Consider the following 24,167-nt stretch of genomic DNA (forward strand, 5'->3'; position numbering starts at 1 on the left):
CATGGCCGCGATCCCGGGTCGGGCGGGGCGCGCCGCCCGCTCACGGCGGCGAATTCTGAATCGATTAAGTCTGCTGCTCGCGCGCCGGCCTTGCGCTGCACGGGACGCGGCGCGGCCTGAACCTCACCTACCCGCCGTTCTCCATCTGGTTGACGGCGCGGTGGCCGGACGAGCGCTCACCGCCTGCGGGAGGGAGCCTCTCCAGGGGGCAGCGCCGCCGGCCGATGCGCCGCTCCCCGTTCGCCTCGCTCGGGCGCGCGCGCCGCGACCGCCGCGCTCCGCTGCGCCGCCCCGCGGCGCGCGGCGAGGGCCCGGGTCAGCCCCTCGGCCAGCGTCGCCGCGGTGTCGAGGCCGCCGAGGTCGACGCCGAGCTCGACAAGCGTCTGCGCCAGCGCGGGCGAGACGCCCACCAGGGTGCAGGACGCGCCGAGGAGCCGCGCTGCGGACGCCGCCCCGACGAGCTGCGCGGCGGCCCGGGCGTCGAGCGCCGGCACGCCGGTGATGTCGAGCAGCACCTGCGCCGCCTGCTGCGCGGCGATCGCCTCGAGCAGGCGCTCGAGGAGCGCGCTGGCCCGCGCGTCGTCGATCATGCCCACGATGGGGAGGCAGAGCACGCCGTCCGCGACGCGGATCACCGGGACGCTCATCGCCTGGATCGCGTCCCGCTGCGCCGCGATCACCCGCACCGTCTCTTCGAGCTCCCGGTTACGCGCCTCCAGCGACGCCTGGAGCGCCCGCTGCTCCTCGATCAGGGCCTCGTATTTGTGCTGGATATCGGCCGCCTCCGGGACGGCGAACTGGAACAGCACGCCCTCGAAGCCGTCCCGTGCGTCGGGCACCGGCACGCCGAAGGAGCAGACCCACACCGCTCCGCCCGCCTTGCCCGTGAGGTCATCGACGAGGTCCGTGTCGTAGCTGATCGGCGGGATCGCGACCTCCTCGCCGCGAAAGAACCGCTCGACGTGCGGCATGATGCCGTTCTCGACGAGCTGCGGGTCCTCCAGCATGTTGTAGTTCATTTGCAAGAAAGCCTCGGCTGGGGCCCGCCAGAGCGCTTCCCAGCCGGGATTGACGGCGTGGGTCCTGCCGACGGGATGGTGGATCGACACGCTGAAGCAGCGCGCCGCCATCAGCGCGCGCCATCTGCGCGCGTCCGCCCGCAGCGATTCCATTTCCTGTTCCATCGCCTCCAGGCGGCGAGCCAGCTGAGCGTTACCGTCGTCCCCCTCGTATCCCATATGCCCGAGTGTTCCCCGAGCGGCACCGCGCTGTCCAGCGCCGCATCGGGCGAGCGGGCGAGCGCTGCGCAGCCGGCGGCGGCGAGGGCGGGTTCCTGTTGCTCGATCGCCGCCTCGTCCAGGGGCTCACCGCGAGCGCGGTGAAGATCGGACCGGTCGCGGCGGAACCGTGCTGTCGTCGGAAGATGAAGGAGGACCGACAGGTACGTGAGCGTGCGCCCCGCGGCGCCTGGCCTGCTGATCAGCCCTTCTCCGGCGAGGGGACGGCTGGCGAGGGCGCCATCGGTCTTTGCCAGCTTCGAGGAGGCACATGAAGGCGATCGTGGACACGGAATACGGCCCACCGGACGTTCTTCAGCTCGGAGAGGTCGATATTCCTCCCGTCTTCATCTAGAGATCTCCGGGCAGACGACACCGTCTCCCCGGACGGTTCACCTCGTGGAGAACGAACGATGACGACCCCCCGAGAGATCCTCGACTTCTACAGGCGCCCTGCGGCGATGACGTCCGGCGGCGCGCACGCGCCCAGGTTCGACGAGCTGCCGGGCGACGTGGCCTCGCTCGTGCGCGTCGTACAGGGCCTCTTGCTGCACCTGCACTGGGCGCAGGCCTATGGCGTGGAGCTCTCGGACGAGCGCCGCGGCGAGTCCCACCTCCGCCCGACGGACCGGATGCTGGATCGCCTCCTCGCCCACGACGATCGGCCGCTCTCCGCCGCCCGGCCGCTCGACACGCGCCTCGTCGGCACCTGCCGTGACTTCACGGTGCTCCTGGTCGCCCTGCTGCGCGCCAAGGGGATCCCTGCCCGCGCCCGCTGCGGCTTCGGCGGCTATTTCCACGCCGTCGACCTCGTGGACCACTGGGTCTGCGAGCACTGGAACGCCGCCGAGGCGCGCTGGGTCCTCGTCGACGCGCAGATCGACGACGTTCAACGGGCGGCGCTGAAGCCCGACTTCGATGTGCTCGACGTGCCGCGCCACCGCTTCGTGATCGCGGGCGACGCCTGGGCGCAGTGCCGCGCCGGGGAGGCCGATCCGTCGAAGTTCGCGATGTTCGACATGCGCGGCCTCTGGTTCATCAGCGGCAACGTCCTGCGCGATTTCGCAGCGCTCAACAACATGGAGATGCTGCCGTGGGACGACTGGGGTGCGATGATCGGAATCGGACCCGACGAGCCGCTGCGGGACGACCAGCTCGCGCTGTTCGACCGGCTCGCGGCGATCACCCGCTCGCCCGACGCGCGCTTCGCCGAGCTGCGCCAGCTCTACGAGGGCGACGAGCGCCTGCGGGTGCCGGCGGTCGTCTTCAATGCCGTCCTCAACCGTCAGGACACGCTCTAGAGCGGCGGTCACCCGCTTCGGATACGGGCTCACCTCGACGTTTTCGGTGCTCAGCGCACCGGAGTGCGCTTGCGCGCCGAAAACGCCGATCTGGGCCCGTCTCCTGTGCGGGAGACCGCCGCTCTGCTCGGCATGGTGCAGGGGGGCAGGGGGGCGGAAACCGCTACGGGCGCGCCGCGCTCGGGCTACCCGTGGCGGCTCGGAAAATCTCCCACGGCGGCCTCGCGCGCCCTGACAGCGCTCCGGAAGGCGGCGTAGCTCCAGCTCAGATCGCTCACGCTGCACTCATACCCGTTGTCGCGATCGAACTGCTCGCTCAGCTGGAGGCGATCGGAGTGGTAGATCACCGCCTCGAGCATCCTGTCGCCCGCGTCGATCAGCTTCGCCGCGATGTCCGGATCGGCGGGATCGCTCACGCCCACCTGCGCGAAGAACTTCTGCGTCGTGGCGTTCACGATCACGGCGCCCGGGGAGCTCTTGAGCTTCGCCGCGAGCATGAAGTAGAGCTCCGCGAAGTTGCACGTCGTGAGCGCCCACGGGTGACCGGCGTCCGGACCAGCATCCGACTGGTTGCCATCGTACGTATCCTCCGGGTACCGCCCGATCATCGGCCCCCTGCTCCGAGGCAGCGCCCGATCGGCGTCGTTGATGCGGTACCGCCGGTCGCCCTGGACGAACGCCTCGCGCACAAGCGCAGCCGTCGAGAGCAGCACCGGATCCGCGCAGCTCGTGGATCCGTAGACGACCGACATGACGACATCCACGTTGAGCGTCGCTCCCCTGCCATCGACGGGTTTGCCGTTCGGCCCGGTGATGGACGCGTAGTACTGCTGCCCGTCGTAGGTGCCCTGGTGCGTCGCCATCTGGCTGCCCAGCCACTCTGCCGCCGCCCACATGTCGTTGGTGTACGGAGAGAGCCCGAGCTCGTCGGCGCGGCCGATCAGCGAGAGGAACGCCTTCCGCTGCACGGAGCGGGCATAGAAGCTGAACCCGGCCGTCTCCTCCCACAGGTTGTGCGTCTGCTCCTTGTAGGCCGAGAGGAGGTACCGGGTGTCCTTCTCGATGATGGACCTGGCCGTGGCGAGCGCCTGCAGCGAGAGCCGATCCTCGATGGCGAGGAGGGACAGGATGCGGTGCGCCGGGCCATCCGTCTGCGAGGTCCAGTCGCGCACGGTGCCGTCGATGTGGAAGCACGCCAGCGCGAACCTGCTCGCTCGCTCGGCGTTCTCCTGGCACAGCGCCGAGAACATCGTGTAATCCTCGCAGATGTTCCGGGCCATGAAGACCGGGTTGTCGAGCGCCTCCGGAATGCAGATGGCCGCGTCCCGGATCCAGTGGTGCACATAGTCCTGGTCGGTCTGACCCCTGTCGTCCGGCAGGGACGGGGACGCGAGCACGCACCCCTTGACGGACTGCATCGCGCCCTTGCTGAAGACCCAGGTCCCCGTCGCGAAGTTCCGCAGGAGGAGCACCTGCATGTACTTGCTGATCGCGTCGAACGATACGGACGAGACGTCGACGCTCGTGCTCAGGTAGTTGAATGAGCTGGCCATGAAACCCCCTCTCTCGTGGTTTGTTCGTTTATAGCGGGGCGCCGATCCGCGCGCTAGGCGTACGGCGGTCGCGCACCGCGTCACTCGGCCATGGGAGCGTCACGGCGTTGTCGTCTGGTCTCCTCTGCGCGTCGCGCTCCGCGAAGAGGCCCCGGCCGTCCGTCGCGCGGTGCGCGTTCGCCGGGCCGCCGCGGGCGACGCCGATCCCCGGATGTTCGCCGTTGCGAACAATCCGCACCGCCGTGCACAGTGGGCGCATGGTCGACCCGCTCTTCGACGATCTGCCCGCCCTGCTGTGCTTCGCGCGCGTCGTGGAGCGCCGGTCGTTCACCGCGGCCGCGGCGGAGCTCGGGGTGTCGAAGTCGATGGTGAGCACCCGGGTCGCGCGCCTGGAGGAGCGCCTCGGCGAGCGCCTGCTCGTGCGCACCACGCGCAAGCTCACCGTCACGGACGCCGGCATGAACCTCTATTCGCGCTGCGCGCGCGTGCTCGAGGAGGCCGCCGCCGCGGTGCGGGGCGCGTCCGACGCCGACCGGGGCCGCATCCGGCTCAACGCGCCGGTCAGCTTCGCGCAGATGTACCTGGCGGAGCCGCTCGCGCGGTTCCTCCGGGCGAGCCCGGGCGCGCACGTCGAGCTCATGCTGAACGACCGGCTCGTCGACCTGGTGGAGGAGCGCGTCGATTTGGCCATCCGGATCACGAAGCTCAAGGACTCGAGCCTCGTCGCGCGCCAGCTCGCCACGACGGCGCTGCACGTGGTCGGCGCGCCGGGCTACCTCGAGCGGCGGGGGCGGCCCGAGCAGCCGGGGGATCTCCTGCGCCACGACTGCCTGCGCTACCTCCACCTGCGCGTCGAGGACGAGTGGCGCTTCTACGGGGCCGGCGGGCGCATCTCCGTCCCCGTCTCGGGCCCGCTGACGGCGAGCAACGGGACGGCGCTCCGCGAGGCGGCCGTGTCCGGGATCGGCCTCGCGGTGCTGCCGCGCTTCATGGTCGACGAGGACCTCGCGGCCGGGCGCCTTGTCACGCTGCTCGACGCGTTCGCGCCCCGGCCCATGGGCATCTACGCGGTGCACGCGGCCGGCCGGCGCCCGCCCGCGCGGGTGCGGCGGCTCGTCGAGCACCTGGCGGCCGCGTTCCGCGGGATCTCGTGGGCGTAGCGGCAGATCGTTCTCCCCCGAGAACAATTCGTTCCCGGGCGCGCTCTACCGTGGCGCGGCGCCAGGGCTTACTCCTCGGGTCATGGAGGCATCACCCATGAACCGTGTCGACACGATCCTCTCCGTTCCCCGCTCGGCCGAGCTGGCCGCGCTGACGTTGCGCCTCGGGCTGGGCGCCGTGTTCCTGGCGCACGCGCTCGCCAAGCCGCTCGTGTACACGCTGCCGGGCACCGTCGCGTTCTTCGCGGCGAGCGGCTTTCCGGGCTGGACGGCGTATCCGGTGTTTCTCGCCGAGCTGCTCGGCGGCGCGGCGCTCCTCGCCGGGCTCAGGACGCGCCTGGTCTCGCTCTTGCTCCTGCCGGTGATGATCGGCGCGCTGCTCGTACACCTGCCGAACGGCTGGATGTTCGCCGGCCAGGGGGGCGGCTGGGAGTACGTCGCCTTCCTGATGATCGCGCTCGGCGCGCAGGCCCTGCTCGGCGACGGCGCGTTCGCCGCGAGCCGGCTGCAGCGCAGCTAGCGCCTCGCCGCGCACGGTCGAGGAGGGCCGCGCGATCTGCGCGGCCGCTCGCGCCGCGTCACGGCAAGTTGGCGTCCATCCAGGCGAGTCGGGCCCGCAGGAAGTCGCGCATGCCCTGCAGCTGCCCCTCCCACGTCGGCGCGGTGGGGCCGCCGAGGAATCCCTCGCTCGACTCGATGACGTCCGACACCGGCCACTTGGCGAAGTCGCGGACGACGGCCTGCGAGAGCGGCGCGCTCAGCCTGTTCATGCGCTGCTCGATCGCGGCCTCGGACAGGTGCGTCTGGCGAAGCGCCGTGTAGCGCGCCTTCACCTGCGCCATGAAGCTCGGATCCGCGGTGAGCTTCTGATACCAGTTGTTGACGTTTCTCGTGCCGCTGAAGCGCCAGCCGGTGTCGTCCCCCGATTGCGGCGTCGCGCTCTGGGCGCCCACGCCGCCGAGCGCGAAGTTGTAATCCCACAGCGGGCCGGCCTTGAGCTTCTGATCGCGATCCTTGAAGTAATAGGCGCTCCGCACGTAAGCGTCCACGTTGAGCGTCAGCTCGCTGATGATCAGGTAGTCGATGAACGACGGCACGTCGATGTACGACGAGTAATCGCCGATCGGCGTCTGATGGACGCTGTCGTGGAACTGCTGGATGTACTGCGTCAGCCAGGTCTTCTGCTCGTCGTTCAGGGGATCGGGATCCACGACCTCGAGATCGATCCAGCACGTGCCGCCCTCGTCGGGGCGGGGGCCGCCGAACCCGCCGAACGACGGGAGCGGATCCGAGCCGGTGCAGGCGAGCTTCGGCTCCTCGGCGGCCGCCTGGTCGAACTTGAAGATGTAGCCGCCGCTGATGTCCGGCAGTCCCCGGTCCGTCTCCTTGAGCTCCTTGAGATCGGTGCGGACCTTGTTGTTCTTGATGGTCTCCGAGACCCAGTAGATGCCCTGGTAATCCGCCTCGCCGATGGCGCGCGCGTCGTAGTTCAGATAGACCTCGGCGAACTCGACGCGCGGCGCCTGGAGGCCCATGTCGCGGCCCAGGGTGAACGTGAACGGATTACGGATCAACGTGCGGTCGTAGTAGGGCGGGATCAGCGCCCAGTCCGAGTCGGCGGGCATGCCCAGCACGGGGTAGTCGAGGTCCTTGTCGTCGTTGTCCCACAGCTCGAGCTTGTACGGCGTTTGCGGGAAGTTCTGCGACGATTGACCGCGCACGTGATACCCGCCGCGCATCGCCGTCGTGGGCAGCGAGGCGATCGACGCCACGCCGTCGATCGGCTCCCAGATCATCACCGCCGCGTCGAAGTAGACCTCCTTGTCGGTCGGCTTGCCCATGCCGTAACCGTCCACGATCACGATGGGAATATCGGACGTCGCGTCGATGGTGCGCGCGATGTAGAGGCCGGTGCTCACCGCGCCGGTCGCGGCGCCTCCCACGAACGCCTGAGCGCGGACCTGCGTCGTGGCGGTGAGGGTCACGGGCTCGCCCGTGTACAACGTGGAGGACGCTGTCGGCAGCAGCCCGTCCAGCGTGTAGCGGATCTCGGCCCCCTCGATCGCCGTGGACATGCCCACCTGGATCTGATCCCTGAATGTCTGGCTGGGCGTGGAGAACGACACATCCCCGATCAGGGACGGGGGCGGCGCCGCGTGGCCGTCGCCGTTGCCGTCGCCAGCCGGTGCCTGGCCGCAAGCGACGCTCAGAGAGAGCAGGGCGAGCGAGATGGAACGGTGAAACCGGGCAAAGCGCCCTCGTTTGACCATGGTATGATTTTCCACTTCGACCTCATTCAGAGTTCAAGGATCCTCCATTCTACTGACACACAGGGCTGCCGCGCTATCCGTTTCGGGCGCGCGCACCGTTTGCACCGCTGCGCCGTGATTGCGCCTGGGCCGGCGCGGGGCAGCGCCGGAGAGCCCGGTCTCGTCCCGTTCTGGCCTCTCCGGATCCGGGGCGAGCCGGCGGCACGAACGTTGATTGACCTCGTGGCCGCCGAGGACGCGCCCTGCGCGGCTGCGCTGCCGCCACGCGCGCTCACCGGCCGGAGCCTGCGCTGCGCGCGTGGGCCCACAACCCTCGAGGTCCATCATGACCATGTTCTGCAACCAGTGCGAGCAAGCATCCCACGGGACCGGGTGCACCACGGCGGGCGTCTGCGGCAAGGACGAGGACGTGCAGTCGCTCCAGGAGCTCTTGATCTACGGCGTGAAGGGCGTCGCTGCCTACGCGCACCACGCGCGAAAGCTCGGCATGCGCGACGAGCGGGTGAACGGCTTCCTCGAGGAGGCGCTCTTCTCCACGCTGACCAACGTGAGCTTCGACCCCGAGGCGCTCCTCGAGCTCTGCATGGAGTGCGGCCAGGTGAACCTCCTGGTGATGAGGCTGCTCGACGAGGGCCACCGCCTGCGCTTCGGCGAGCCGCAGCCGGCGATGGTCCGGGAAGGCACCGTGGCGGGGCCGGGGATCCTGGTCTCGGGGCACGATCTCGCGGACCTCGCCGAGCTGCTCCGGCAGTGCGAGGGGACGGGCGTGAGGGTGTACACCCACGGCGAGATGCTGCCGGCGCACGCGTATCCGGAGCTCGCGCGCCACCCGAACCTCGTCGGCCACTACGGCTCCGCGTGGCAGCACCAGAAGATCGAGTTCCAGGCGTTCTCGGGGCCGATCCTGATGACCTCGAACTGCGTGCTCATCCCGAAGGAGGCTTACCGCGATCGCCTGTTCACCTCCGGCGTCACCGCGGTGCCCGGCGGCCGGCGCGTGCGCGGCGGCGACTTCTCCGAGGTCATCCGGGCGGCCCTCGCGAGCCCGCCGCTGCCCGACCGCTTCGTCCGCGAGACCGAGGTAGGCTACCACCACGAGGCGATCCTCGCGCACGCGGGCGCCATCGTGGAGGCGGTGAAGGCCGGGAAGATCAGCCGGTTCTTCCTGATCGGCGGCTGCGACGGCCCCGAGGCGGCGCGCAGCTACTTCACGGACTACGCCGCGCAGACGCCTCGGGACTCGTTCATTCTGACGCTCGGTTGCGGCAAGTACCGTATTCGCAACCAGGACCACGGCACCCACCTCGGGCTGCCGCGGCTGCTCGACATGGGGCAGTGCAACGACGCCTACGGCGCCCTCCGCGTGGCCGGCGCGCTCGCCCAGGCGCTCGGCTGCGGGGTGAACGAGCTGCCCCTCACGCTGGTGATCTCGTGGCTCGAGCAGAAGGCGGTGGCGGTGCTCCTCACCCTGCTCAGCCTGGGCGTGAAGGGCATCGTGCTCGGGCCGCGCCTGCCGGCGTTCCTCTCGCCGAACGTGCTGCGGGTCCTGCAGCAGCGCTACGATCTCCGGCTGACCGGCAGGGCGCCGTCGAGGGACCTGCTGCAGCTCCACCGGGCGCCCGCGAGCGCCTGAGCGCGGGCGCCCGCCGTCTGCTGGCTCAGTGCGATGTCGTGTACTTGAACTCGAGGATCGCCCCCGGGTTGTCCAGGACCGTCGTGACGCCGCCGGTCGGTCCGCTCGTGTTCCCCGTGGTGTCCGTGATGATGTAGAAGGTCTTGCGATCCGGGCTCATCGCGAGATCGCGGTACCGGTTCGTGGTCTGGAAGAGGACGGTGGGCTCGCCCTCCACGGACTTCCCGTTCGGGCTCAGCTTCACCTGGTACACAGCGCCCTTCTTGAGGGAGGTCATCAGGAGAGAGTGCCCCCACCCGCGGATGCCGTGCCCGGCAGGGTAGTAGTGGAGCGAGGAGGGCGCGATCGTCGGCCAGCAGATGTACTGGCTGAACCCGCACGCCCAGTCGAAGAAGACGTAGTCGTTGGGGACGGTGTAGAAGGTGAGGAGCGGCTCCTTGAAGTCCGGATGGCTGAAGGCGCTCTCCAGCTGCCGCGGCACGGACGGGGGAGGAGCGAAGTCGCTCCAGGAGAGCTCGTTGCACGGCGTCGGGCTCGAGGCCGACCAGTTGTCGTACGTGTACGCCTGGTCGTCCTTGTAGCCGGCGACGTACGGCCAGCCATAGTTCTTGCCCGCCTGGATGAGGTTCAGCTCGTCGTCGCTCTTCGGCCCGTGCTCGTTCGCGTAGAGCTTGTCGCCCCGGCCGAACGTGAGGCCCTGCGCGTTGCGATGGCCGTACGAGTAGATATGGCTGCGGACCCCGTCGATCTTCGGGTTGTCCTTCGGGATCGAGCCATCGACGTTCAAGCGCAGGATCTTGCCGACGTATTTCGACCAGTCGTGCGCCGCGACCTCGGCCGCCGTGGGCAGCTCCTGCGCGCGGTTCGGGTTGCACATCCTGGCGAACTGATTGTTCCCCTGATCCCCGATGGTGTAATAGAGCTTCCCATCGGGGCCGAACAGGAGACGCGCGGAGTTGTGATCGTCGCTCCCCGGCAGGCCCGTGATGACGTCGACAGGGCTCCCGAGGGTCTCGGTCGCCCGGTTGTACGTGTAGCGGCGGATCTTCGTCCTGCGGTCCACCGCCGGATCGGCCGCGACGTTGTAGGTGAAGGACACGTACACGTAGTCCTTCCCTCTGTGCTTGAGCAGATCCGGGTGCAGCGCCAGGGCCAGTAGCCCGTCCTGACCTCCCGACTGGAACGCCTCCGGGATGGTGATCGCGGTCTTCTGAAGGCCGTCCTCCGGCCTCACGCGCACGACCCGCTTCGCGGTGCGCTCGGTCAGCCACAGGTAGCCATCCGGCCCCCAGACGATCCGCATCGGAAACGAGAGATCCCGTACGATCTCGCGCGAGGTGAAGGTCGGCTCCTCGCCGGAGCACGCCTCGTCGTCATCGCCGAGATCCTCGGTAACACCGGCCTCGTCGGCCTCCTCGGTGACGATGGCCTGAGCATGGGATTCGAGCTTCTCGTCCAGGGGACCCGCCTGGCCACACCCGGTGAGGCTCCACGAAGCCGTGGCAAGCAAACCAACTTGAGCCAGAACGACAGTCAGGTTGCGTGAGATAATGGGCGACATAGGACCACCTCCCTGTCTTGTTCAAAAGACTCTTAAGTAACCGTGCTGACCAGATCCCACCGCTCCATGGCGTGGCGGACGCGATGGGAAAATCTCGGCATGCAACCGGGGATTGCATGACATCCGGTCGGACCCTCCCCGATTAGAGTAAGGTCTTTACTATAGCAAATCTGGAGGTCGTCTGCACTGACAACGTTGATTTACGACACTGGTGGACGACATTGTGCGCGGACGAGCCACTGTGTCGTTCCTGGCGCAGATAGGACTGCTCCGGTCGGCTCGAAGCCCCAGCGCGAAGCGCGACCTGCGTTGCGGCGAGCCTCGGGGCGATCCTCCGCTGACAGCGCGTGACGCCGCGGAGGTGCTCTTGCGAGGCGAAGACGGGGACTGGTCGAATCGGGACAGGGAGGCGGGGAGGCAGGGAGGAAAAACTCAGTAAATCTCCCCGCCTCCCCGTCTCCCTGTGATCGTTCTCGGGCAAAGTCGACCACCTCCCGGAGACGAGCCTCCGGGGCGCCGAGGAGCGAGCCTTTCTCGCTCTCGTGGCGTCGCCTGCGCCTCGGCGGCTTTCGTGTCTGGGTCGCTGTGCCAGGGCGGCCGAACGCCGCAACGTGGTCGAGCTGGCGATGCCGCGTGCCGTGCAACGCTCGAAGGAGCGCTGGATCTCGGTGGGGTTACTTCGCCGGCGTCTGCTCTGCGGTCACGCTGAGCTTCTCGATCGAGCGCGGGGTCCCGAAGCCAGGACCGCCGAGCGCGGTCTCGATCTTCATATACTCACCCTGATGCCCGGAGGAGCGCGCGGCGTCGAGGAGGACGTCATTGCGGTAGAGCGTCACGAGCAGCCCCGCCACGACCGACAGCGCGAGCGTCAGGCGCTGCGCCCGGCCCGTCTCGCGCGCGCGAGGCGCCGCGTAGGGCGACTCGTTGAACAACTCCGGCTCCCGCGCCTCCGGCATCCACGGCGGCGCGGTGGGCCGAGACGCCGCGAGCATCGCCGCGGGCGGCGCCTGCACCTCGGTCCGCGTCACGAGGTGAGGCGAGCTGTCGTCGAGCGCTCCGAGCGGCATCGTGTCGCCCAGCGACATCGGGGCGCCGAGCGGCATCGTGGAGGACATGTTCGACGCCACCGGCGTCGGATGGTCGGAGTCCATGTTCCGCCGCGCAGGGGCGCGCGGGGGCGGGGGAGGCGGGCCCCGACGCGCCGTGCTCGGCGGAGGACCCTGGACCTGCGCCGGCTCGGGCGGCGTGGGCTCGATTCCCGCCACGACGCCGAGCGGCTGCCAGGCGGCCATCCCAGGGCGCCATATCTTCGTCGTCTCGTCGATCACATCGAGACGGAACAGGTCGTCGAGCTTGTCCAACGTCAGCACCTTGATGTCGTCAGGCGCGATCGCGACATGCCAGAGACTCTCGCGATCATCGGTTGCCGGAACGGGCGGCGCCGGGCGCCTGGCCGGAAGGGGCGGCGGTTTCATACAAAGTCCTCCCTTGCGCCCACGAGGATGCCACGGCGCGCGCGCACCGTACACACCGACATGAGCCTCCGCGTGCTTTCGAGACGGTGCGGATTTTTGCAATGAGTGAGGTGTGAGCTGTAACGCTGTGATCCGTGGCGCTGGCGGGATCCTCGCCATGCCGGTATTCTCGCCGGCGATGGCGGCGGAGCATGGAGGCAGTCATGAACATCGCGGATGAGGCGATCGGGGCCGGCAACAGCGCTGGATCGTCCAGCTTCCGACGCTGGATGCGCGTGATGCCGGCGCTCCTCCTCGTCGCGGCCGCGGCGTTCGTGGCGGCATATTACGTCCCGCTCCACCGCGCTCACGTGCTCTTGCTGGAGGAGCAGCGGAAGTCGAACCAGAGGGGCAAAGAGCTCGAACAGACGCTGAGCCAGGTGCGCGGGGAGCTCCAGGCGAAGACGGCGCAGATCGAGAAGAGCGAGGCGGAGCGGCAGCAGACCGAGGCCGCGAAGAAATCGGGCATCGATCGGGTCGAGCAGCTCAAGGCGGAGCTCGCGGGGAAGCTCGACAAGCACGTCAAGAAAGGGGTCGCGGCGGTCGCGGTCGCGGAGGGACAGGCGTTCGTCGCGCTCTCGGAGAGCGCGGTGTTCCTCCCCAACACGGTCGACGTGAGCCCGCAGGGGCAAGCGCTCCTGTGCCAGGTGTCGGGGGCGCTGTCCGCGAGCGGCGGCGGCCAGGCGCCGCTGCGCGTCGGCGCGGTCAGCGGTCCTCCGGCCTCGGTCCCTGCGCCCCTGCAGGCCGCCTATCCGACGCCGTGGGAGCTCTCGGCGGTCCGGGCGGCGACCGTCACGCAGACCCTCCAGGACAAGTGCTCGGTGGCAGGGGCCCGGCTGTCGGCGGTCGGGCACGCCGAGCACGACCCCGCGGCCGCCGCGCTCGGGGAGACGAAGCTGCCTCCGGGGCGCGTCGAGATCTCCGTCGCGCTGCCGGGGGCCTCCCCCGCGGCGAAGTGACGGCCGCGGGGGCGCTCGACGCGCGCGTCGTCACGCGCCCCCCAGGCTGGCCGCGATGATCCGGCGCAGCTCCTCCTCGACGAACCGCTGCTTCGACAGCACCGCCCGCACGCCGAGCCCGCGCAGCGCGGCCTCGCTCTGCTCCTGCGCCGCCGTCGTCAGCACCACGACCGGCACCCGGGCGAGCCCGGGCGAGCGCCTGAGCTCCGCCACCAGCTCCAGGCCGCTCATGTAGGGCATCTCCAGGTCGGTCAGCACCACGTCGGGCGGCGCCGCCCGCGCCCGCGCGAGCCCCTCCCGCCCGTCGCTCGCCTCCTCGACGCGCAAGCCGAGCGACCGCAGGATGCCGCAGAGCAGCTCCCGCGCGACGGGCGCGTCCTCCACGACCAGCGCGAGCGGCTCCCGCTTCTGCTCGGCGGCGGCGGCGAAGGGCGCCTCCCGCGGCGCCTGCCGGGCGCACGCGAACAGCCGCTCCACGTCGAGGAGCAGCATCGCCTCGCCGTCCGCGGTCGGCGCCACCGCGCGCACGAGCGGCGAGGTGACGGGCATCTCCTCGGAGCGCACGAGCGCGACCAGCCGGGGGTTCTCGTAGCCGCCGACGCTCACCGCGAAGAGGCCCGCGGCGTGGTGCAGCACGAGCGCCGCGTCCCCGGGCTCGGGCTGGCCTCCGTCGCCGAGCACCGCCCCGAGCGCGTACAGCGGCGCGAGCTCGGCGCCGGCGCCGCTGGTCAGGCGCACGCGCGGCCCGTCGGGGGTGTGCAGGAGCTCCTCGTCCTCCAGCAGCACGACCGAGTGCACGGCGTGCGTCGGCACCGCGCACCGGAAGCGCCCGCTGGAGATGGGGACGACCTCCTCGCCGTGCAGGTTCTTCGGCACCACGAGCAGGATCGTCGTGCCGAGCCCGGGCTTCGAGTCGACCCGTACCTGCCCGCCCAGCGCGCCGATCTCGCGCGCAACGATGTCGAGCCCGACGCCCCGGCCCGAGATCGCGCCGACGCTGCGGCTCGTCGTGAGGCCGTGCGCGAACAGGTACGGGATGAGCTCGGCGTCGTCGAGGGACCAGGCGCCCGGGACCGAGGGCGCGAGCACCTCGCGCAGGCGGGCGAAGTCGACCCCGCCGCCGTCGTCCTTCACCTCGATCCGCACGGCGGCGTCGGTCTGGATGACGGTCACCGCCACCGTCCCGCGCGCGGGCTTGCCGCGGCGCGCCCGGACGTCCGCCGGCTCGATCCCGTGGTCGATGGCGTTGCGCACGAGGTGCAGCAGCGCCGGCTCGAGGCGGCGCTCCACGGCCGCGTCGAGCAGCCCCGTCCCCTCGACCCGCGCCTCGACGTCCTTGCCCAGCATGCGCGCGGCGCTCCGGGCGGCGAGCGACACCTGGTTCAGCAGGCGCTCGGTGCGCACGACCGACGCCCTCCGGACCACCTCGTCGAGCTCGCCGAGCGCGCGCCCCGCCGCGAACTCGTTGCTGGACCAGTCCGCCCGGACGGCGCCCAGGAGGCGCTCGATCTCCGCGCCATAGCCGAGCGTCTTTGCGATGCGCTCCGCAAAGCGGTCCGGCGCGCCCCGGGGGTCGATCTCGACGAGCAGCGCGCGGAGCATGCGCTGGGACTCGCGGAGCCGCCGCTGGATGACCTCCCGCTCGCCGTGGAGCCGCTGGAGCTCCTGCAAGAGCGCCCCGACGGCCTCGACGTCGAGGGCCGCGCGGGCGGTCGGCTGGGCGGGGTCGGGCGGCGCGTCGGGCGGGTCCAGCCGCGGCGGCAGGACGCTCTCGTGCACGGAATCCGACGGCGGCACGAGCGGCGGCACGAGCGGCGGCGCGAGCTCGCCGGCGGGCGGGCCGCTGCCGCCGAGCTCCGCGCGCGCCGCGCGGAGGGTCTCCTTCACGATCGCGAGCTCGGGCGCGGCGTCGTCGCGGGGGCTCGCCGACAGGAGCCCCAGCCCCTCCAGCGCGCCGAGGAGGCTGTCGCCGGTGAGCTGCGTGGGGCGCGCGCCGCCCCGCACCGCGTCGATGACGTCCTCCGCCAGCTCGGCCAGGTCGCCGCACGCGGCGAGCTCCAGCATGTGCGCCTCGCCCTTCAGCGTGTGCAGGAGCCGGCGCAGCACCTGCAGGTTGCCGCTCTGGCCCTGCTCGTAGCCGAGCCACAGGTCGGTCGCCTGGGCCACGCGGTCCGGCATGGTCCGGTGGAACGCGGCGACGAGATCAGCCCGGCTCCTCATCCGCGTCCGCCTCCGCGCTTTCGGGCTTGCCGGCCCTCGCCCCCAGCGGCTTGACCCGGAAGGCCTTCGCCGTCGTCTTGAGCACGTGCGACAGCTGGAGCAGCGACTCGGCCGAGCGCGTCGCGGCCACGCTGCTCGTCAGCGCGTCGTTCACCGCCCCGACGATGTCGACGATCGCCGTCTTGACCCGCGCCGTCCCCTCGCGCTGGTGGTCCACCGCGTCCGAGATCTGCGCGGCGGCCGCGGCCGTGTCGCGGGCCAGCTTGATCCCGTCCTCGGTCGCGAGCACGGAGGCGTGGGAGGCCGCGTGCATGTTCGCCACGAGCTTCCGGATGTCGCGCACCGAGTCCATGACGTGCTCGGACAGGCGGCGCATCTCGGCGGCCACGAGCGAGAACCCGCGCCCCACCTCGCCGGCCTTCGTGCCCTCGAGCGCGGCGTTGAGCGCGAGCAGGTCCGACTTGTCGGCGATGCTCTGGATCAAGGACAGGATCTCGCCGATGCGGTCCGAGTGGGAGCTGACGAGGCGCGTCTGCTCCGCGGTGTGCTGGACGCTGACGAGGCTCCGCTGCGCCATCTCGTGCACGGTCGCCGCGTCCTTCGCGATGTGATCCGCGCTGGCGGTCAGGGCCTCGACGGTCCGCCGGATCTCCTCGAGCGCCGCGTTCTGCTGGCTCGCGCTCGTCTCCTGCTCGCGCACCGACGAGAACATGCCGGCGGCGGCCGACGCGACCTCCGCCGAGGTGTTGCCGATCCGCGAGGCGAGCTCCTGGAGGCTCGTCACCATGGAGCGGAACGCGGCGAAGAGCTCCCCGTCGCCGGTGATCTTGCACGTGAAGTCGCCGCCGGCGACCCGCGCGGCCGTCTCCTGGAGCTCGCGCAGCTGGGTGTTCATCCGCTCGAACGCGCTGGCCATGTCCCCGAGCTCGTCGTCGGAGATCCTGAGGGACAGCCGGGCCGAGACGTCGCCGCGGGCGATCCGGTCCGCCGCCTCCTTGATGTGCGCCATCGAGCGCGTCATGCGCGCCGAGATGACCCAGGCGAGGCCCAGGCCGAGCAGCGCGATCCCCGCCGATTGCAGGGCGATGGTCTTGCGCGCGTCGGCGCGGCGCTCGGCGATCCGGTCGCTGCGCAGCCCGACGGCCAGCGTCCCGAGCTGGCGATCGCCGTTCCGCGACCGGATCGGGGCCTCGCTGACGACGACGCCGGCGTCGCCCCGGCCCCGCGCGCCCTCGGGCGCCTGCGCCGCGCCGATCGCGGCGATGCGCTGCCCCCTCGCGTCGTAGACGGACACCCAGCTCACCAGGGGATCGGTCATCGCGGTGCGCAGGGTGTCCGGGAAGGTCTCCGGCGGCTGCTCGAGGTCCATGGCCACGCCGATGGGCTCCTTCAGCATGGTGGCGAGGATCCCGGCGCGCTCGCGCAGCTCGGCCTCGCTCGCCCGCGCGGCGTGCTCGGGGATCAGCCACAGATCCAGAGCCGACAGCACGATGGCCACCGACGCGACGAGGGCGGCGATCTTCCAGCGGATAGAGCGAAAGTTGAGCATGGCGGGTGAGGGACGGCGATGGCGGACGCGGAACGAGAAGCGCTGGCTGAGAGATGGGAGATCGCGAGTCGTGAGCCGTGAGCGGTGAATTTGCGAGCGGCGATGCGCGGTGTCCGGTGGCGGACGTCGCGAGGGCCTCAGTCGACGATGCGGGCGAGCCGGAGGAGCTGCGGGTCGAAGCGGAGGCCGACGGCGTTGGCGTGCTTCACGTTCAGCAGGAGCTCGGGCTTGGCGCCCGAGAGCCCCACGGCGACGGCGCAGCCGCGCCTCGTGTCGTCGCCGTCGCCGCACACGACGATGCGGACGACGGCCCCCTCGCGCGACGGGATGTCCGGGATGGCCGCGGCGAGCCCGCGCGCCACATAGACCACCTCGGCGCCGGCGGCGCGCAGCGCCTCCTGCAGCTGGGCCCTCCCGCTGTACGTCACGCGCAGGACCGACGCCTGCCGCTTGGCCACGGTCGTCTTCGCGGCCAGCCTGGAGAGCACGGCCGCCATCGCGCTCGCGTCCTCGGCGCTCGCGCCCGACTCCGCCCCGACGACCGCGAGCACGGCCGTGCCCGCGCGGCTCGCGAACCCGCTCTCGTAGCCGATCGATCGCAGGAGGATGGCGCCCCGCAGCTCGTAGGGGACGGAGGCGGCAGAGCGGCTCTCGGTGCTCACGGTCGTGAGGAGCGCCGCGGTCATCAGCATTCGAATCGACGAGATCGGAGATACCATGTTCCGCTGGCGAGCTTCGTAGGAGCGCGGACGGATCCTCGATGGGCGTGGCATCAGGCGACCGCGGACCCCACGTCAACGTTCCTTGGCGGCGAGCCGCTTGACCAGGGCCGGCAGACGATCGAGGTGCCGCTTCGAGAGGACCGCGTCCGCCTGGACCTCCAGCTGCAGCTGTTCGAGCTCCCGCTCGGAGTGTCCGGACATCAGGATGACGCTGAGCTGACCGAGCCGCTGGTTCTTCCGGAACAGGGTGAGCAGCCGGTCCCCACGGATGGTGGGCATGAAGACGTCGAGGACGACGACGCGCACCTGGTGCCGCACGATGGCCTGCGTCGCCCCAATGGGGGAGGGGAGCGCGAGCACCTGAAAACCGGCAGAGCGCAGCACGCGAGACACCTCTTCTCGGGCGATCTCGCTGTCGTCGATCACGAGCACAGGCGCGTTGGCCGGCGCGTTGGTCGGCGTGCTCGCCGGAGCGCTCGCCGGCGACCGCGACAGCGGGGCCCCGCTCGCCGGGGACGCCTCGACGGCCGAATCGAGCGGCGGTCTGGGTTTGGACGCAGGCGATCGGGAGCTCGGAACGCTCATGGGTTCGACCAGATGGCCTGAGCTTCGCGCGTCGCCGCCGAGGGCCGAGGCGCAGCGTCGGAAGCGTCGACCAGGCGGGCTGCGTCGAGGAAGATCACTGCTCCCTCGCTGGTGTCGACGACGGCGTTCGGCGCAGGCTCCCCGAACACCTTGACCGCGGCGACACACCGCGTCTTGCCGGCGGGCAATCCCAGGTAGCCGCGCGCAGCGCGGCAGACGACGATACGGAGCGGGGTAGCCGCCGGCGCCGCGACGGCGGGCGACAGGATCACGATGATCCTCCCCCGGTCCTGGAGGATGCCCATCACCCGCGGGTCGGTGCGCGGCAGCGGCAAGGGGGCGCGCCATGCGATCACCTCTTCGACCTGCTGCGCCCTGAGCGCGAAGGTCACCTCGCCCATGTCGAAGAGCAGGAAATCGACAACGGCCCTCTCGCGCAGGCCCTTGTCCGGGGCGTCGTCGCGCAGATCGTGAGCCTGGCTGATTGCTTCGGACAAGGTGTCCTCGATTTACCACAAGGGCAGACGCCGGGGTGGTGCATTCGTATCGGGCTGCGGGGTGTCAGGAGATTTCTGATGTCGGTTCTGCTGTCGCTGTCATGTGTGCGCCTGCGTCTGCCTTTCTGCGCATGTCCCGGCGGTGTCAGTAAGACGCCTCGACCGAGGCGCCCACATAGGGGCGACCGGTGGTGATGATCAGCCGGTGCGAGGCGTAGGACGGCGGAGGGACCTTGTTGAAGGTGAGGTTCTTGCCGAACACGGAGACCCAGACGCGATCGATCGGCGAGAAGGACACGGAGGCATCGAGGTTGAACGCCGATCGCGCCGCCAGCCGATCTCTGGGCGGCAGCTCATCCGTGTCGCGGGCGGGCGCGTCCCTGGAGCCGTGGCTGTCCATGCCAGTCCGGAAGGTCGCGGCGAGCCCGGCGGTGAACCGGCTGGCGCTGTAGCTCAGGTGGCCTTTGACGAGGTGGATGGGGTAGTTGGCCCAGGTCTCGCCGTCCCAGTTGGTCAGGATGTTGAGGTCGCTCTCGGCGCCGAACGGCTTCGACACGCTGTACCAGAGGTCCCCCGCGAACCCGCCGCCGAGGTCGCCGATCGCGCCGATCTCGCCGCCGAGGGCGTCGACGTCGGCGGTGCTGTTCGCGAAGCTGCCCCACCAGCCGCCCGCGGCCGGGTGCCTTGGGTTGTGGGCCACGTGGTCCTCGAAGTCCTCGGGCCGCACCCGATCCCACGACACCCAGCCAAGGGTATTCCTGTAGCGCTCATAGAAGACCGCGACGTCGAGGGCGAGGCGCTCGTCGAGCAGGCCCACGACATAGTCGAGCTCCACGAGGTGGGAGGACTCCGGAACGAGCGAGGGCAGCGGCGCGATGGGCTCGTCCTCGAAGGCGGCGTTGAATCGCTCGATCCAGTTGAAGTAAGCGGCGTCCGGGAAGCGGAAGCCCTTCTGGTAGGACAGCTTGACGTTCTGCGTGTCGCTGATCGCGTAGGCGGCCGCGACGCGGTAGGAGGGGCTGTTCACCGGCTCGGGCTCGCGCGAGAGGCCCCCGCGGAGGTTCAGCTCTCCAAACTCGGTGTGATCGAAGCGCAGGCCCGCGGAGACGGTGAGATCGTGGAAGGTGGCCGTGCTCTCGCCGAAGGCGGCGAGCTCGGTCCACGAGAAGCTCTCCGGGGACTCGAAGGCGGTCCCGTAGAGCCGTCCCCAGCGGGATCTCTGGCCGTTGAAGCGCTTGTGGCTCGCCGACGCGCCGATCGCGAGCTGGCTGTTCGGCAGCGCCGTCGTCTTGTAGACCGCCTTGATGTCCCGGTGCTCCTCGCCGAGGCCCCCGACCGGCAGGAGCCCTGCGCCCGGGACCGGATTGGACGCCTTCGCCATCTCGTCTGCGACCCAGTCGGCCGGGACGATGGCCGTCTCGAAGGCCGAGAAGGTCGGGACCAGCTCGACCTTGTGCTGCCTGGACAGGTGGACGTGGATCTCCGGGGTGACGGCGAACGTCCTCTGCCGCACATGGCCGGTGTTGCTGTCGGCCCACTGGCTCGCGAGCTGCTCGCGGGTCATGGCCCTGTTCGGGGCGTTGCCCATCATCGACGTCTGCGCGTAGTCGAGCCGCAGATCGACGCTGACGGGGCTGCGCTCGGAGCCGTAGCGGAGGCGGCCGAAGCCCTTGTAGCTCGGCTCGCCGAGGGCGTCGACGCGCGTGTGGTGCAGGAAGGGAGACGCCGTGACGCCCGCGTAGCTCTGGCCGTACAGCTCCGCCGTGTTCGGCCGGGGCGCCTGGGGCAGCTCTCCTTCGTTGTCGGCGTGGCCGAAGTAGAGGAAGAAATCGGCGTTGTGCTTCTCGCTGAGCAGGCCGCCGTAGCTGGCCTCCAGGGTGCGCGTGTCGCCGGAGGCATACGACGCCTTGCCCCAGAGCCCGGGGCGGGTGATCCCCGTCGGCCTGAGGACGTTGACGAAGCCGCTGATCGCGCCGGAGCCGTGGACGATGGCGCCGGGGCCGAGGATCACCTCGACCCGCTCGATGTCTCCGGTGAGGGGCACGGCCAGCGTGCTCCCGATGGCGCCGAAGTGGGCGCGCATGTTCGTGTTCACGCCGTCGACCATGACGAGCGTCTTGGCGTTGTTGTCGATGAGCACGCCGCGCACGCCGATGAGGCGCGAGGTGCGCTCGTGCTCGCCGATCAGGACGCCGGGCTGGTGGGCTTGCAAGAGGTCGTCGAGGGAGCGCACGGCATAGAGCTTCAGCGTGCGCGCGTCATAGAGGCGCGCCTGACCGGTCGACGTCTTGCTCTCGGTCTCGAAGAAGCCAGTCGACGAGACCTTCACGTTGAGCAGCTCCTCGAGATCGAGCGAGAGGAACTGCCCCTGACCGCCGTCATCACCGCTCGCCAGCGCCTCGCTCCCCGGGCTCTGCGCCCAGGCGGAGCCCGCCGCCCCGAGAGGGCAGAGCAGCGAGCAGAGGAGCAAAGCCGACTTGCGCATGGATTTCCCCACGTTCGAGCGCCGGGCAGGGCGCACACGATCGGGGCGAGCCGGCGTGCCGATGGCCCGAGGTCGTGGAGCACGCCTGGTCCGCCGGCCATGGCTGTGCGCGACGGCGCCGACGGGCGCGCGCTGCCCGGTCTCCCCCACGAATCTGCAACGGATCTGTTCGCTGACTTGCTGTATTGCGCGAACATCCCGATGTTACACGAATGCCCGGATGCGTCAATGACTGTCCTGAACGCTCGACATGGAGGGCCGCGAGCCGCGAGCCCGACGGAGCGCTCTCGAGAGCGCATCTTGGGAGCGGGAGTTGCTCCCGGGCGTGACTCGATGGGAGCTCGATGTGAGAAGATGTGGTGTTCCCCGGGGGCCAGCCGCGGGTGGTGGTCGACTTTGCCCGAGAAAGATCACAGGGAGACGGGGAGGCAGGGAGATTTACTGAGTATTTTCTCCCTGCCTCCCCGCCTCCCTGTCCAAATTCGACCCGTACCCGACCGCGCCGGGGCCGGCGTCAGCGCCCGGCGATCCAGTAATGGAAGGCGTGGAATCCAGCGCCGTGGCGCAGGGTGATCGCGATCGGGGTCGGCGTCGCGAGGCGCGCGGCGGGGAGGGGCAGCGCCCGCTCCACCCACGGTCCACGCGGCACGTCGACGGAGCCGATCTCCTCGCCCGCCACGGAGACGGCGAGCTCGGCGCCTTCGTCCGAGGCCACGCGGAGCACGAGGCGCGCCTCGGCGGGGGGCGCCGCGAGGTGGGCGACGAAGCGGTCGGCTGTGCGGTGCTGCCGGCCGGCGTCCGCGAGCTCGGGGCGCGTGAGGTCGAGCTCCCCCGGCGCGCTGCTCTCGGGCGCGGCGAGCGCGATCGCCATGTTGCGCTGGTCCGCGAGCGGATCGAGCGCGTAGGCGTGCGCCGCCTCGGACTCGAGGTCCGAGACGTCGAGCTCGTCGAGGATCCGCTCGCCGGGCACGGATCGCACCGGCAGCGCCCCTGAGCCGAGGAGGTCCCAGCGCGCCTCGTAGGCGATCATCGTGGTGCCGCCGAGGATGGCCTGGTCCTCGACGGTGGCGTCGACAAGCTCGCGGCCCAGCACCGGCGCGCACGCCATCCAGTGCGGGTAGACGATGAAGTGGGTCGGCCGGCGCTCCGGGGGCAGCTTCTCGTAGTGCTCGAACCTGGAGCCGGCGCCGGCCACCCAGTAGCGCGCCTCGCCCTCGGTGGTCAGGCCCACGACGTCGAAGGTCCTGCGGCCGCTGAAGTAGGCGAGCGCGCCCGTGTCGTTGACGCCGATCCTGGCGTCCTCCGGCAGGTGCTGCGCGGCCCAGCGGCCGAGCCAGACCTGCTGCCGATCGATGGCGCGGGCGGAGTTGGCGAGGTCGCCGATGGCCCACGGCAGCCGCGCGGCCAGGGCGCCGGCGAACGCGCCGGCGAGGAGGGGCGTCACGTAGTGGAGCGAGGGCCGGAGCCGCTGGGCGGCGTCGCCGAGCTCGCGCGTGAGGCAGGCGGCCATGACGATCCACGCCGGCGCGAAGGGCCAGACGTACCGCACGCGGTTCCAGAGGAAGCTGAGGTACGTGCAGGGCAGCAGCGCCCCGAGCGCGAGGGCGCCCACGATCGCGGCGTGCGCGGGGCGGCCCCTCCGGTGCGCTGCCACGGCGAGCGCGACGGCGCCGAGGGCGATGACGGCGGCGGAGCCCTCGGGGAGGAAGACGGCCGTCCACTGGCCTCCGTCGATCACGTCGGTCACGAGCAGCCGGACGTTGTCGAGGAGCGCGGCCCCGAGCGTCGGCCCGTCGTAGTTGGGGTTGCCGATCAGCCACTTGACGGAGGTCGTCGAGGAGGTCGGGTGGCCCGCGAGCAGCAGGTTCAAGGCCGGGACGACGAGCGGACCGAGGAGCGGCGCGAGGGCGAGCAGGCGCCCGGCGGAGCGCGCGGAGTGCCAGAGAGCGCCGCCGCGGGAGGGCGACGGAGCGGGGAGGGGCGGCGCCGGGAGCGGTGCCGGAGGCGCGGAGCGTGACGCCCAGAGGGCGAGCGCGACCGCGGCGAGCAGGGAGGCGAGGGCGCCCTCCGGGCGAAGCAGAGGCGCGACGAAGCCGCAGAGCGCGAGGGAGCGGGCGATCGAGGCGGTGGGCGGCTGCGCGGGCGCGCTGGGCGGCTGCGCGGGCGCGCTGGGCGGCTGCGCGGAGGTGGTGGGCGGCTGCGCGGGCGCGCTGAGCGGCTGCGCCGGGGCGGCGCTGTCCGTGGCGGGATCCGGCGGAGCTGGCTCGCAGAGCGCCGCCGCAAGGCGCGCGGTGCGGGTGAGGATCCAGGCGAAGGCGACCGTCTCCATCCCGCTCCAGGCGAACCACGCGAACGCGGCGAACCCGGCGCACATCGCGCCCGCGCCGGCGGCGGCCGCGGGGCCGGCGAGGGGGCGCGCGAGGCGCGCGGTCTCGACGGCGAGCGCGGCGTGGAACACGAGCCCGAGCGCCCAGACCGCATAGACGAGCGAGAGATCGCGCAGGCCGAGCGCGTGGAAGGGGGCGAGCAGCACGGGCCAGAGCAGGCTGGTGGCGCCGCTCGAGTAGCCGTCGCCCGCGACGAAGCTGAAGAAGCCGCCCTCGGCGAGCCGCCGGGCGTATTGCATGTGGATGAACGCGTCGTCGAGCGGCAGGGCCGGGCCCCCGGCCTGCGCAAGGATCGCCCTGACGCAGAGCGCGCCGAGTGTGCCGCTCGCGGCGAGGGCGGGCGCATAGGGGAGGGCGCGCGCGCCGAGGGCGCGCAGCCGGGAGGGGGCCGGAGGAGCCGCCATGGGGCCCGACGCATACCACCGTGCCGCCCGGGGACAGCGATTTCCCGCGCCCGGTGGCCGGCGGATTTCCCGCGCGGGGGCGGCCGGCAT

17 protein-coding genes are annotated in these 24,167 nt (G+C 71.0%); 5 read left to right on the forward strand and 12 right to left on the reverse strand.

Annotated features, from left to right (window positions below; genetic code table 11):
* Nucleotides 1-176: 176 nt before the first annotated feature.
* Nucleotides 177-1,172 (reverse strand): STAS domain-containing protein, encoded by a 996-nt coding sequence (locus WMF29_RS04110; RefSeq protein WP_437327581.1) that lies wholly within the window; start codon nucleotides 1,170-1,172, stop codon nucleotides 177-179.
* 518 nt (nucleotides 1,173-1,690) lie between these two features.
* Here WMF29_RS04110 and WMF29_RS04115 point away from each other — a divergent pair.
* Nucleotides 1,691-2,578 carry a transglutaminase-like domain-containing protein gene (locus WMF29_RS04115; protein ID WP_437327582.1) on the forward strand — a complete coding sequence of 296 codons (888 nt, stop codon included), beginning with the start codon at nucleotides 1,691-1,693 and terminating at the stop codon, nucleotides 2,576-2,578.
* Between the two features lie 185 nt (nucleotides 2,579-2,763).
* Here WMF29_RS04115 and WMF29_RS04120 read toward each other — a convergent pair whose 3' ends face one another.
* Nucleotides 2,764-4,131, reverse strand: a complete 1,368-nt coding sequence (locus WMF29_RS04120; RefSeq protein WP_437327583.1) for a glycoside hydrolase family 15 protein — start codon at nucleotides 4,129-4,131, stop codon at nucleotides 2,764-2,766.
* Nucleotides 4,132-4,373: 242 nt separating this feature from the next.
* Between WMF29_RS04120 and WMF29_RS04125 the strand changes: the two genes are divergently transcribed.
* Both WMF29_RS04125 and WMF29_RS04130 read left to right on the forward strand, forming a co-directional pair.
* Nucleotides 4,374-5,291, forward strand: a complete 918-nt coding sequence (locus WMF29_RS04125) for a LysR family transcriptional regulator (RefSeq protein WP_437327584.1) — start codon at nucleotides 4,374-4,376, stop codon at nucleotides 5,289-5,291.
* A gap of 97 nt (nucleotides 5,292-5,388) precedes the next feature.
* The gene (locus tag WMF29_RS04130) at nucleotides 5,389-5,811 is read left to right on the forward strand and encodes a DoxX family protein (protein ID WP_437327585.1); all 423 of its coding nucleotides are present in this window, start codon (nucleotides 5,389-5,391) and stop codon (nucleotides 5,809-5,811) included.
* A 58-nt stretch (nucleotides 5,812-5,869) separates the two neighbouring features.
* Here the strand turns inward: WMF29_RS04130 and WMF29_RS04135 are convergent, their stop codons facing one another.
* A complete protein-coding gene (locus WMF29_RS04135; RefSeq protein WP_437327586.1) occupies nucleotides 5,870-7,561 on the reverse strand; it encodes a CotH kinase family protein in 1,692 nt (563 codons plus the stop codon).
* A gap of 331 nt (nucleotides 7,562-7,892) precedes the next feature.
* Here WMF29_RS04135 and hcp point away from each other — a divergent pair, with 331 nt between their 5' ends.
* Nucleotides 7,893-9,194, forward strand: coding sequence for a hydroxylamine reductase (hcp, locus tag WMF29_RS04140; RefSeq protein WP_437331077.1), 1,302 nt, complete (start codon nucleotides 7,893-7,895; stop codon nucleotides 9,192-9,194).
* Between the two features lie 25 nt (nucleotides 9,195-9,219).
* Here hcp and WMF29_RS04145 read toward each other — a convergent pair whose 3' ends face one another.
* Together WMF29_RS04145 and WMF29_RS04150 are read right to left on the reverse strand one after the other, a co-directional pair.
* Nucleotides 9,220-10,755 carry a glucose/sorbosone family PQQ-dependent dehydrogenase gene (locus tag WMF29_RS04145; protein ID WP_437327587.1) on the reverse strand — a complete coding sequence of 512 codons (1,536 nt, stop codon included), beginning with the start codon at nucleotides 10,753-10,755 and terminating at the stop codon, nucleotides 9,220-9,222.
* 674 nt (nucleotides 10,756-11,429) lie between these two features.
* Complete coding sequence (locus tag WMF29_RS04150; protein WP_437327588.1) at nucleotides 11,430-12,116, reverse strand: hypothetical protein; 687 nt, start codon at nucleotides 12,114-12,116, stop codon at nucleotides 11,430-11,432.
* Between the two features lie 317 nt (nucleotides 12,117-12,433).
* On the opposite strand from WMF29_RS04150, the gene WMF29_RS04155 reads away from it, so the two are divergent.
* Nucleotides 12,434-13,228 (forward strand): hypothetical protein, encoded by a 795-nt coding sequence (locus tag WMF29_RS04155; RefSeq protein ID WP_437327589.1) that lies wholly within the window; start codon nucleotides 12,434-12,436, stop codon nucleotides 13,226-13,228.
* Nucleotides 13,229-13,258: 30 nt separating this feature from the next.
* On the opposite strand, the gene WMF29_RS04160 is transcribed toward WMF29_RS04155, so the two are convergent.
* The 7 genes from WMF29_RS04160 to WMF29_RS04190 all read right to left on the reverse strand — a co-directional run bounded on the left by WMF29_RS04160 (nucleotide 13,259) and on the right by WMF29_RS04190 (nucleotide 24,077).
* Entirely contained in the window at nucleotides 13,259-15,448 is a 2,190-nt protein-coding gene (locus WMF29_RS04160) for a response regulator (RefSeq protein ID WP_437327590.1), read from the reverse strand.
* Nucleotides 15,432-16,997 (reverse strand): methyl-accepting chemotaxis protein, encoded by a 1,566-nt coding sequence (locus WMF29_RS04165; RefSeq protein ID WP_437327591.1) that lies wholly within the window; start codon nucleotides 16,995-16,997, stop codon nucleotides 15,432-15,434. The genes WMF29_RS04160 and WMF29_RS04165 overlap by 17 nt, the downstream gene beginning before the upstream one ends.
* 137 nt (nucleotides 16,998-17,134) lie before the next feature.
* Nucleotides 17,135-17,716: a YfiR family protein gene (locus WMF29_RS04170; RefSeq protein WP_437327592.1), complete on the reverse strand. Its 582-nt coding sequence runs from the start codon at nucleotides 17,714-17,716 to the stop codon at nucleotides 17,135-17,137.
* A gap of 75 nt (nucleotides 17,717-17,791) precedes the next feature.
* Nucleotides 17,792-18,304, reverse strand: a complete 513-nt coding sequence (locus WMF29_RS04175) for a response regulator (RefSeq protein ID WP_437327593.1) — start codon at nucleotides 18,302-18,304, stop codon at nucleotides 17,792-17,794.
* Nucleotides 18,301-18,801, reverse strand: coding sequence for a chemotaxis protein CheW (locus tag WMF29_RS04180; protein ID WP_437327594.1), 501 nt, complete (start codon nucleotides 18,799-18,801; stop codon nucleotides 18,301-18,303). Before WMF29_RS04180 ends, WMF29_RS04175 begins: the two co-directional genes overlap by 4 nt.
* A gap of 145 nt (nucleotides 18,802-18,946) precedes the next feature.
* Nucleotides 18,947-21,286 (reverse strand): TonB-dependent receptor, encoded by a 2,340-nt coding sequence (locus WMF29_RS04185; RefSeq protein ID WP_437327595.1) that lies wholly within the window; start codon nucleotides 21,284-21,286, stop codon nucleotides 18,947-18,949.
* A 514-nt stretch (nucleotides 21,287-21,800) separates the two neighbouring features.
* Nucleotides 21,801-24,077, reverse strand: coding sequence for a hypothetical protein (locus WMF29_RS04190; RefSeq protein ID WP_437327596.1), 2,277 nt, complete (start codon nucleotides 24,075-24,077; stop codon nucleotides 21,801-21,803).
* Between the last annotated feature and the right edge of the window lie 90 nt (nucleotides 24,078-24,167).

It is taken from the genome of Sorangium sp. So ce381, assembly GCF_051473845.1.
In the GTDB taxonomy this organism is placed as follows: domain Bacteria; phylum Myxococcota_A; class Polyangia; order Polyangiales; family Polyangiaceae; genus Sorangium; species Sorangium atrum.

What these genes read in the sequence shown, in the direction of transcription:
- WMF29_RS04170 (WP_437327592.1), bottom strand. Translation starts at nt 17,716, where the DNA reads ATGGTATCTCCGATCTCGTCGATTCGAATGCTGATGACCGCGGCGCTC.
- WMF29_RS04175 (WP_437327593.1), bottom strand. Translation starts at nt 18,304, where the DNA reads ATGAGCGTTCCGAGCTCCCGATCGCCTGCGTCCAAACCCAGACCGCCG.
- WMF29_RS04160 (WP_437327590.1), bottom strand. Translation starts at nt 15,448, where the DNA reads ATGAGGAGCCGGGCTGATCTCGTCGCCGCGTTCCACCGGACCATGCCG.
- hcp (WP_437331077.1), top strand. Translation starts at nt 7,893, where the DNA reads ATGTTCTGCAACCAGTGCGAGCAAGCATCCCACGGGACCGGGTGCACC.
- WMF29_RS04115 (WP_437327582.1), top strand. Translation starts at nt 1,691, where the DNA reads ATGACGACCCCCCGAGAGATCCTCGACTTCTACAGGCGCCCTGCGGCG.
- WMF29_RS04155 (WP_437327589.1), top strand. Translation starts at nt 12,434, where the DNA reads ATGAACATCGCGGATGAGGCGATCGGGGCCGGCAACAGCGCTGGATCG.
- WMF29_RS04130 (WP_437327585.1), top strand. Translation starts at nt 5,389, where the DNA reads ATGAACCGTGTCGACACGATCCTCTCCGTTCCCCGCTCGGCCGAGCTG.
- WMF29_RS04145 (WP_437327587.1), bottom strand. Translation starts at nt 10,755, where the DNA reads ATGTCGCCCATTATCTCACGCAACCTGACTGTCGTTCTGGCTCAAGTT.
- WMF29_RS04135 (WP_437327586.1), bottom strand. Translation starts at nt 7,561, where the DNA reads ATGGTCAAACGAGGGCGCTTTGCCCGGTTTCACCGTTCCATCTCGCTC.
- WMF29_RS04185 (WP_437327595.1), bottom strand. Translation starts at nt 21,286, where the DNA reads ATGCGCAAGTCGGCTTTGCTCCTCTGCTCGCTGCTCTGCCCTCTCGGG.
- WMF29_RS04190 (WP_437327596.1), bottom strand. Translation starts at nt 24,077, where the DNA reads ATGGCGGCTCCTCCGGCCCCCTCCCGGCTGCGCGCCCTCGGCGCGCGC.
- WMF29_RS04110 (WP_437327581.1), bottom strand. Translation starts at nt 1,172, where the DNA reads ATGGAATCGCTGCGGGCGGACGCGCGCAGATGGCGCGCGCTGATGGCG.
- WMF29_RS04120 (WP_437327583.1), bottom strand. Translation starts at nt 4,131, where the DNA reads ATGGCCAGCTCATTCAACTACCTGAGCACGAGCGTCGACGTCTCGTCC.
- WMF29_RS04165 (WP_437327591.1), bottom strand. Translation starts at nt 16,997, where the DNA reads ATGCTCAACTTTCGCTCTATCCGCTGGAAGATCGCCGCCCTCGTCGCG.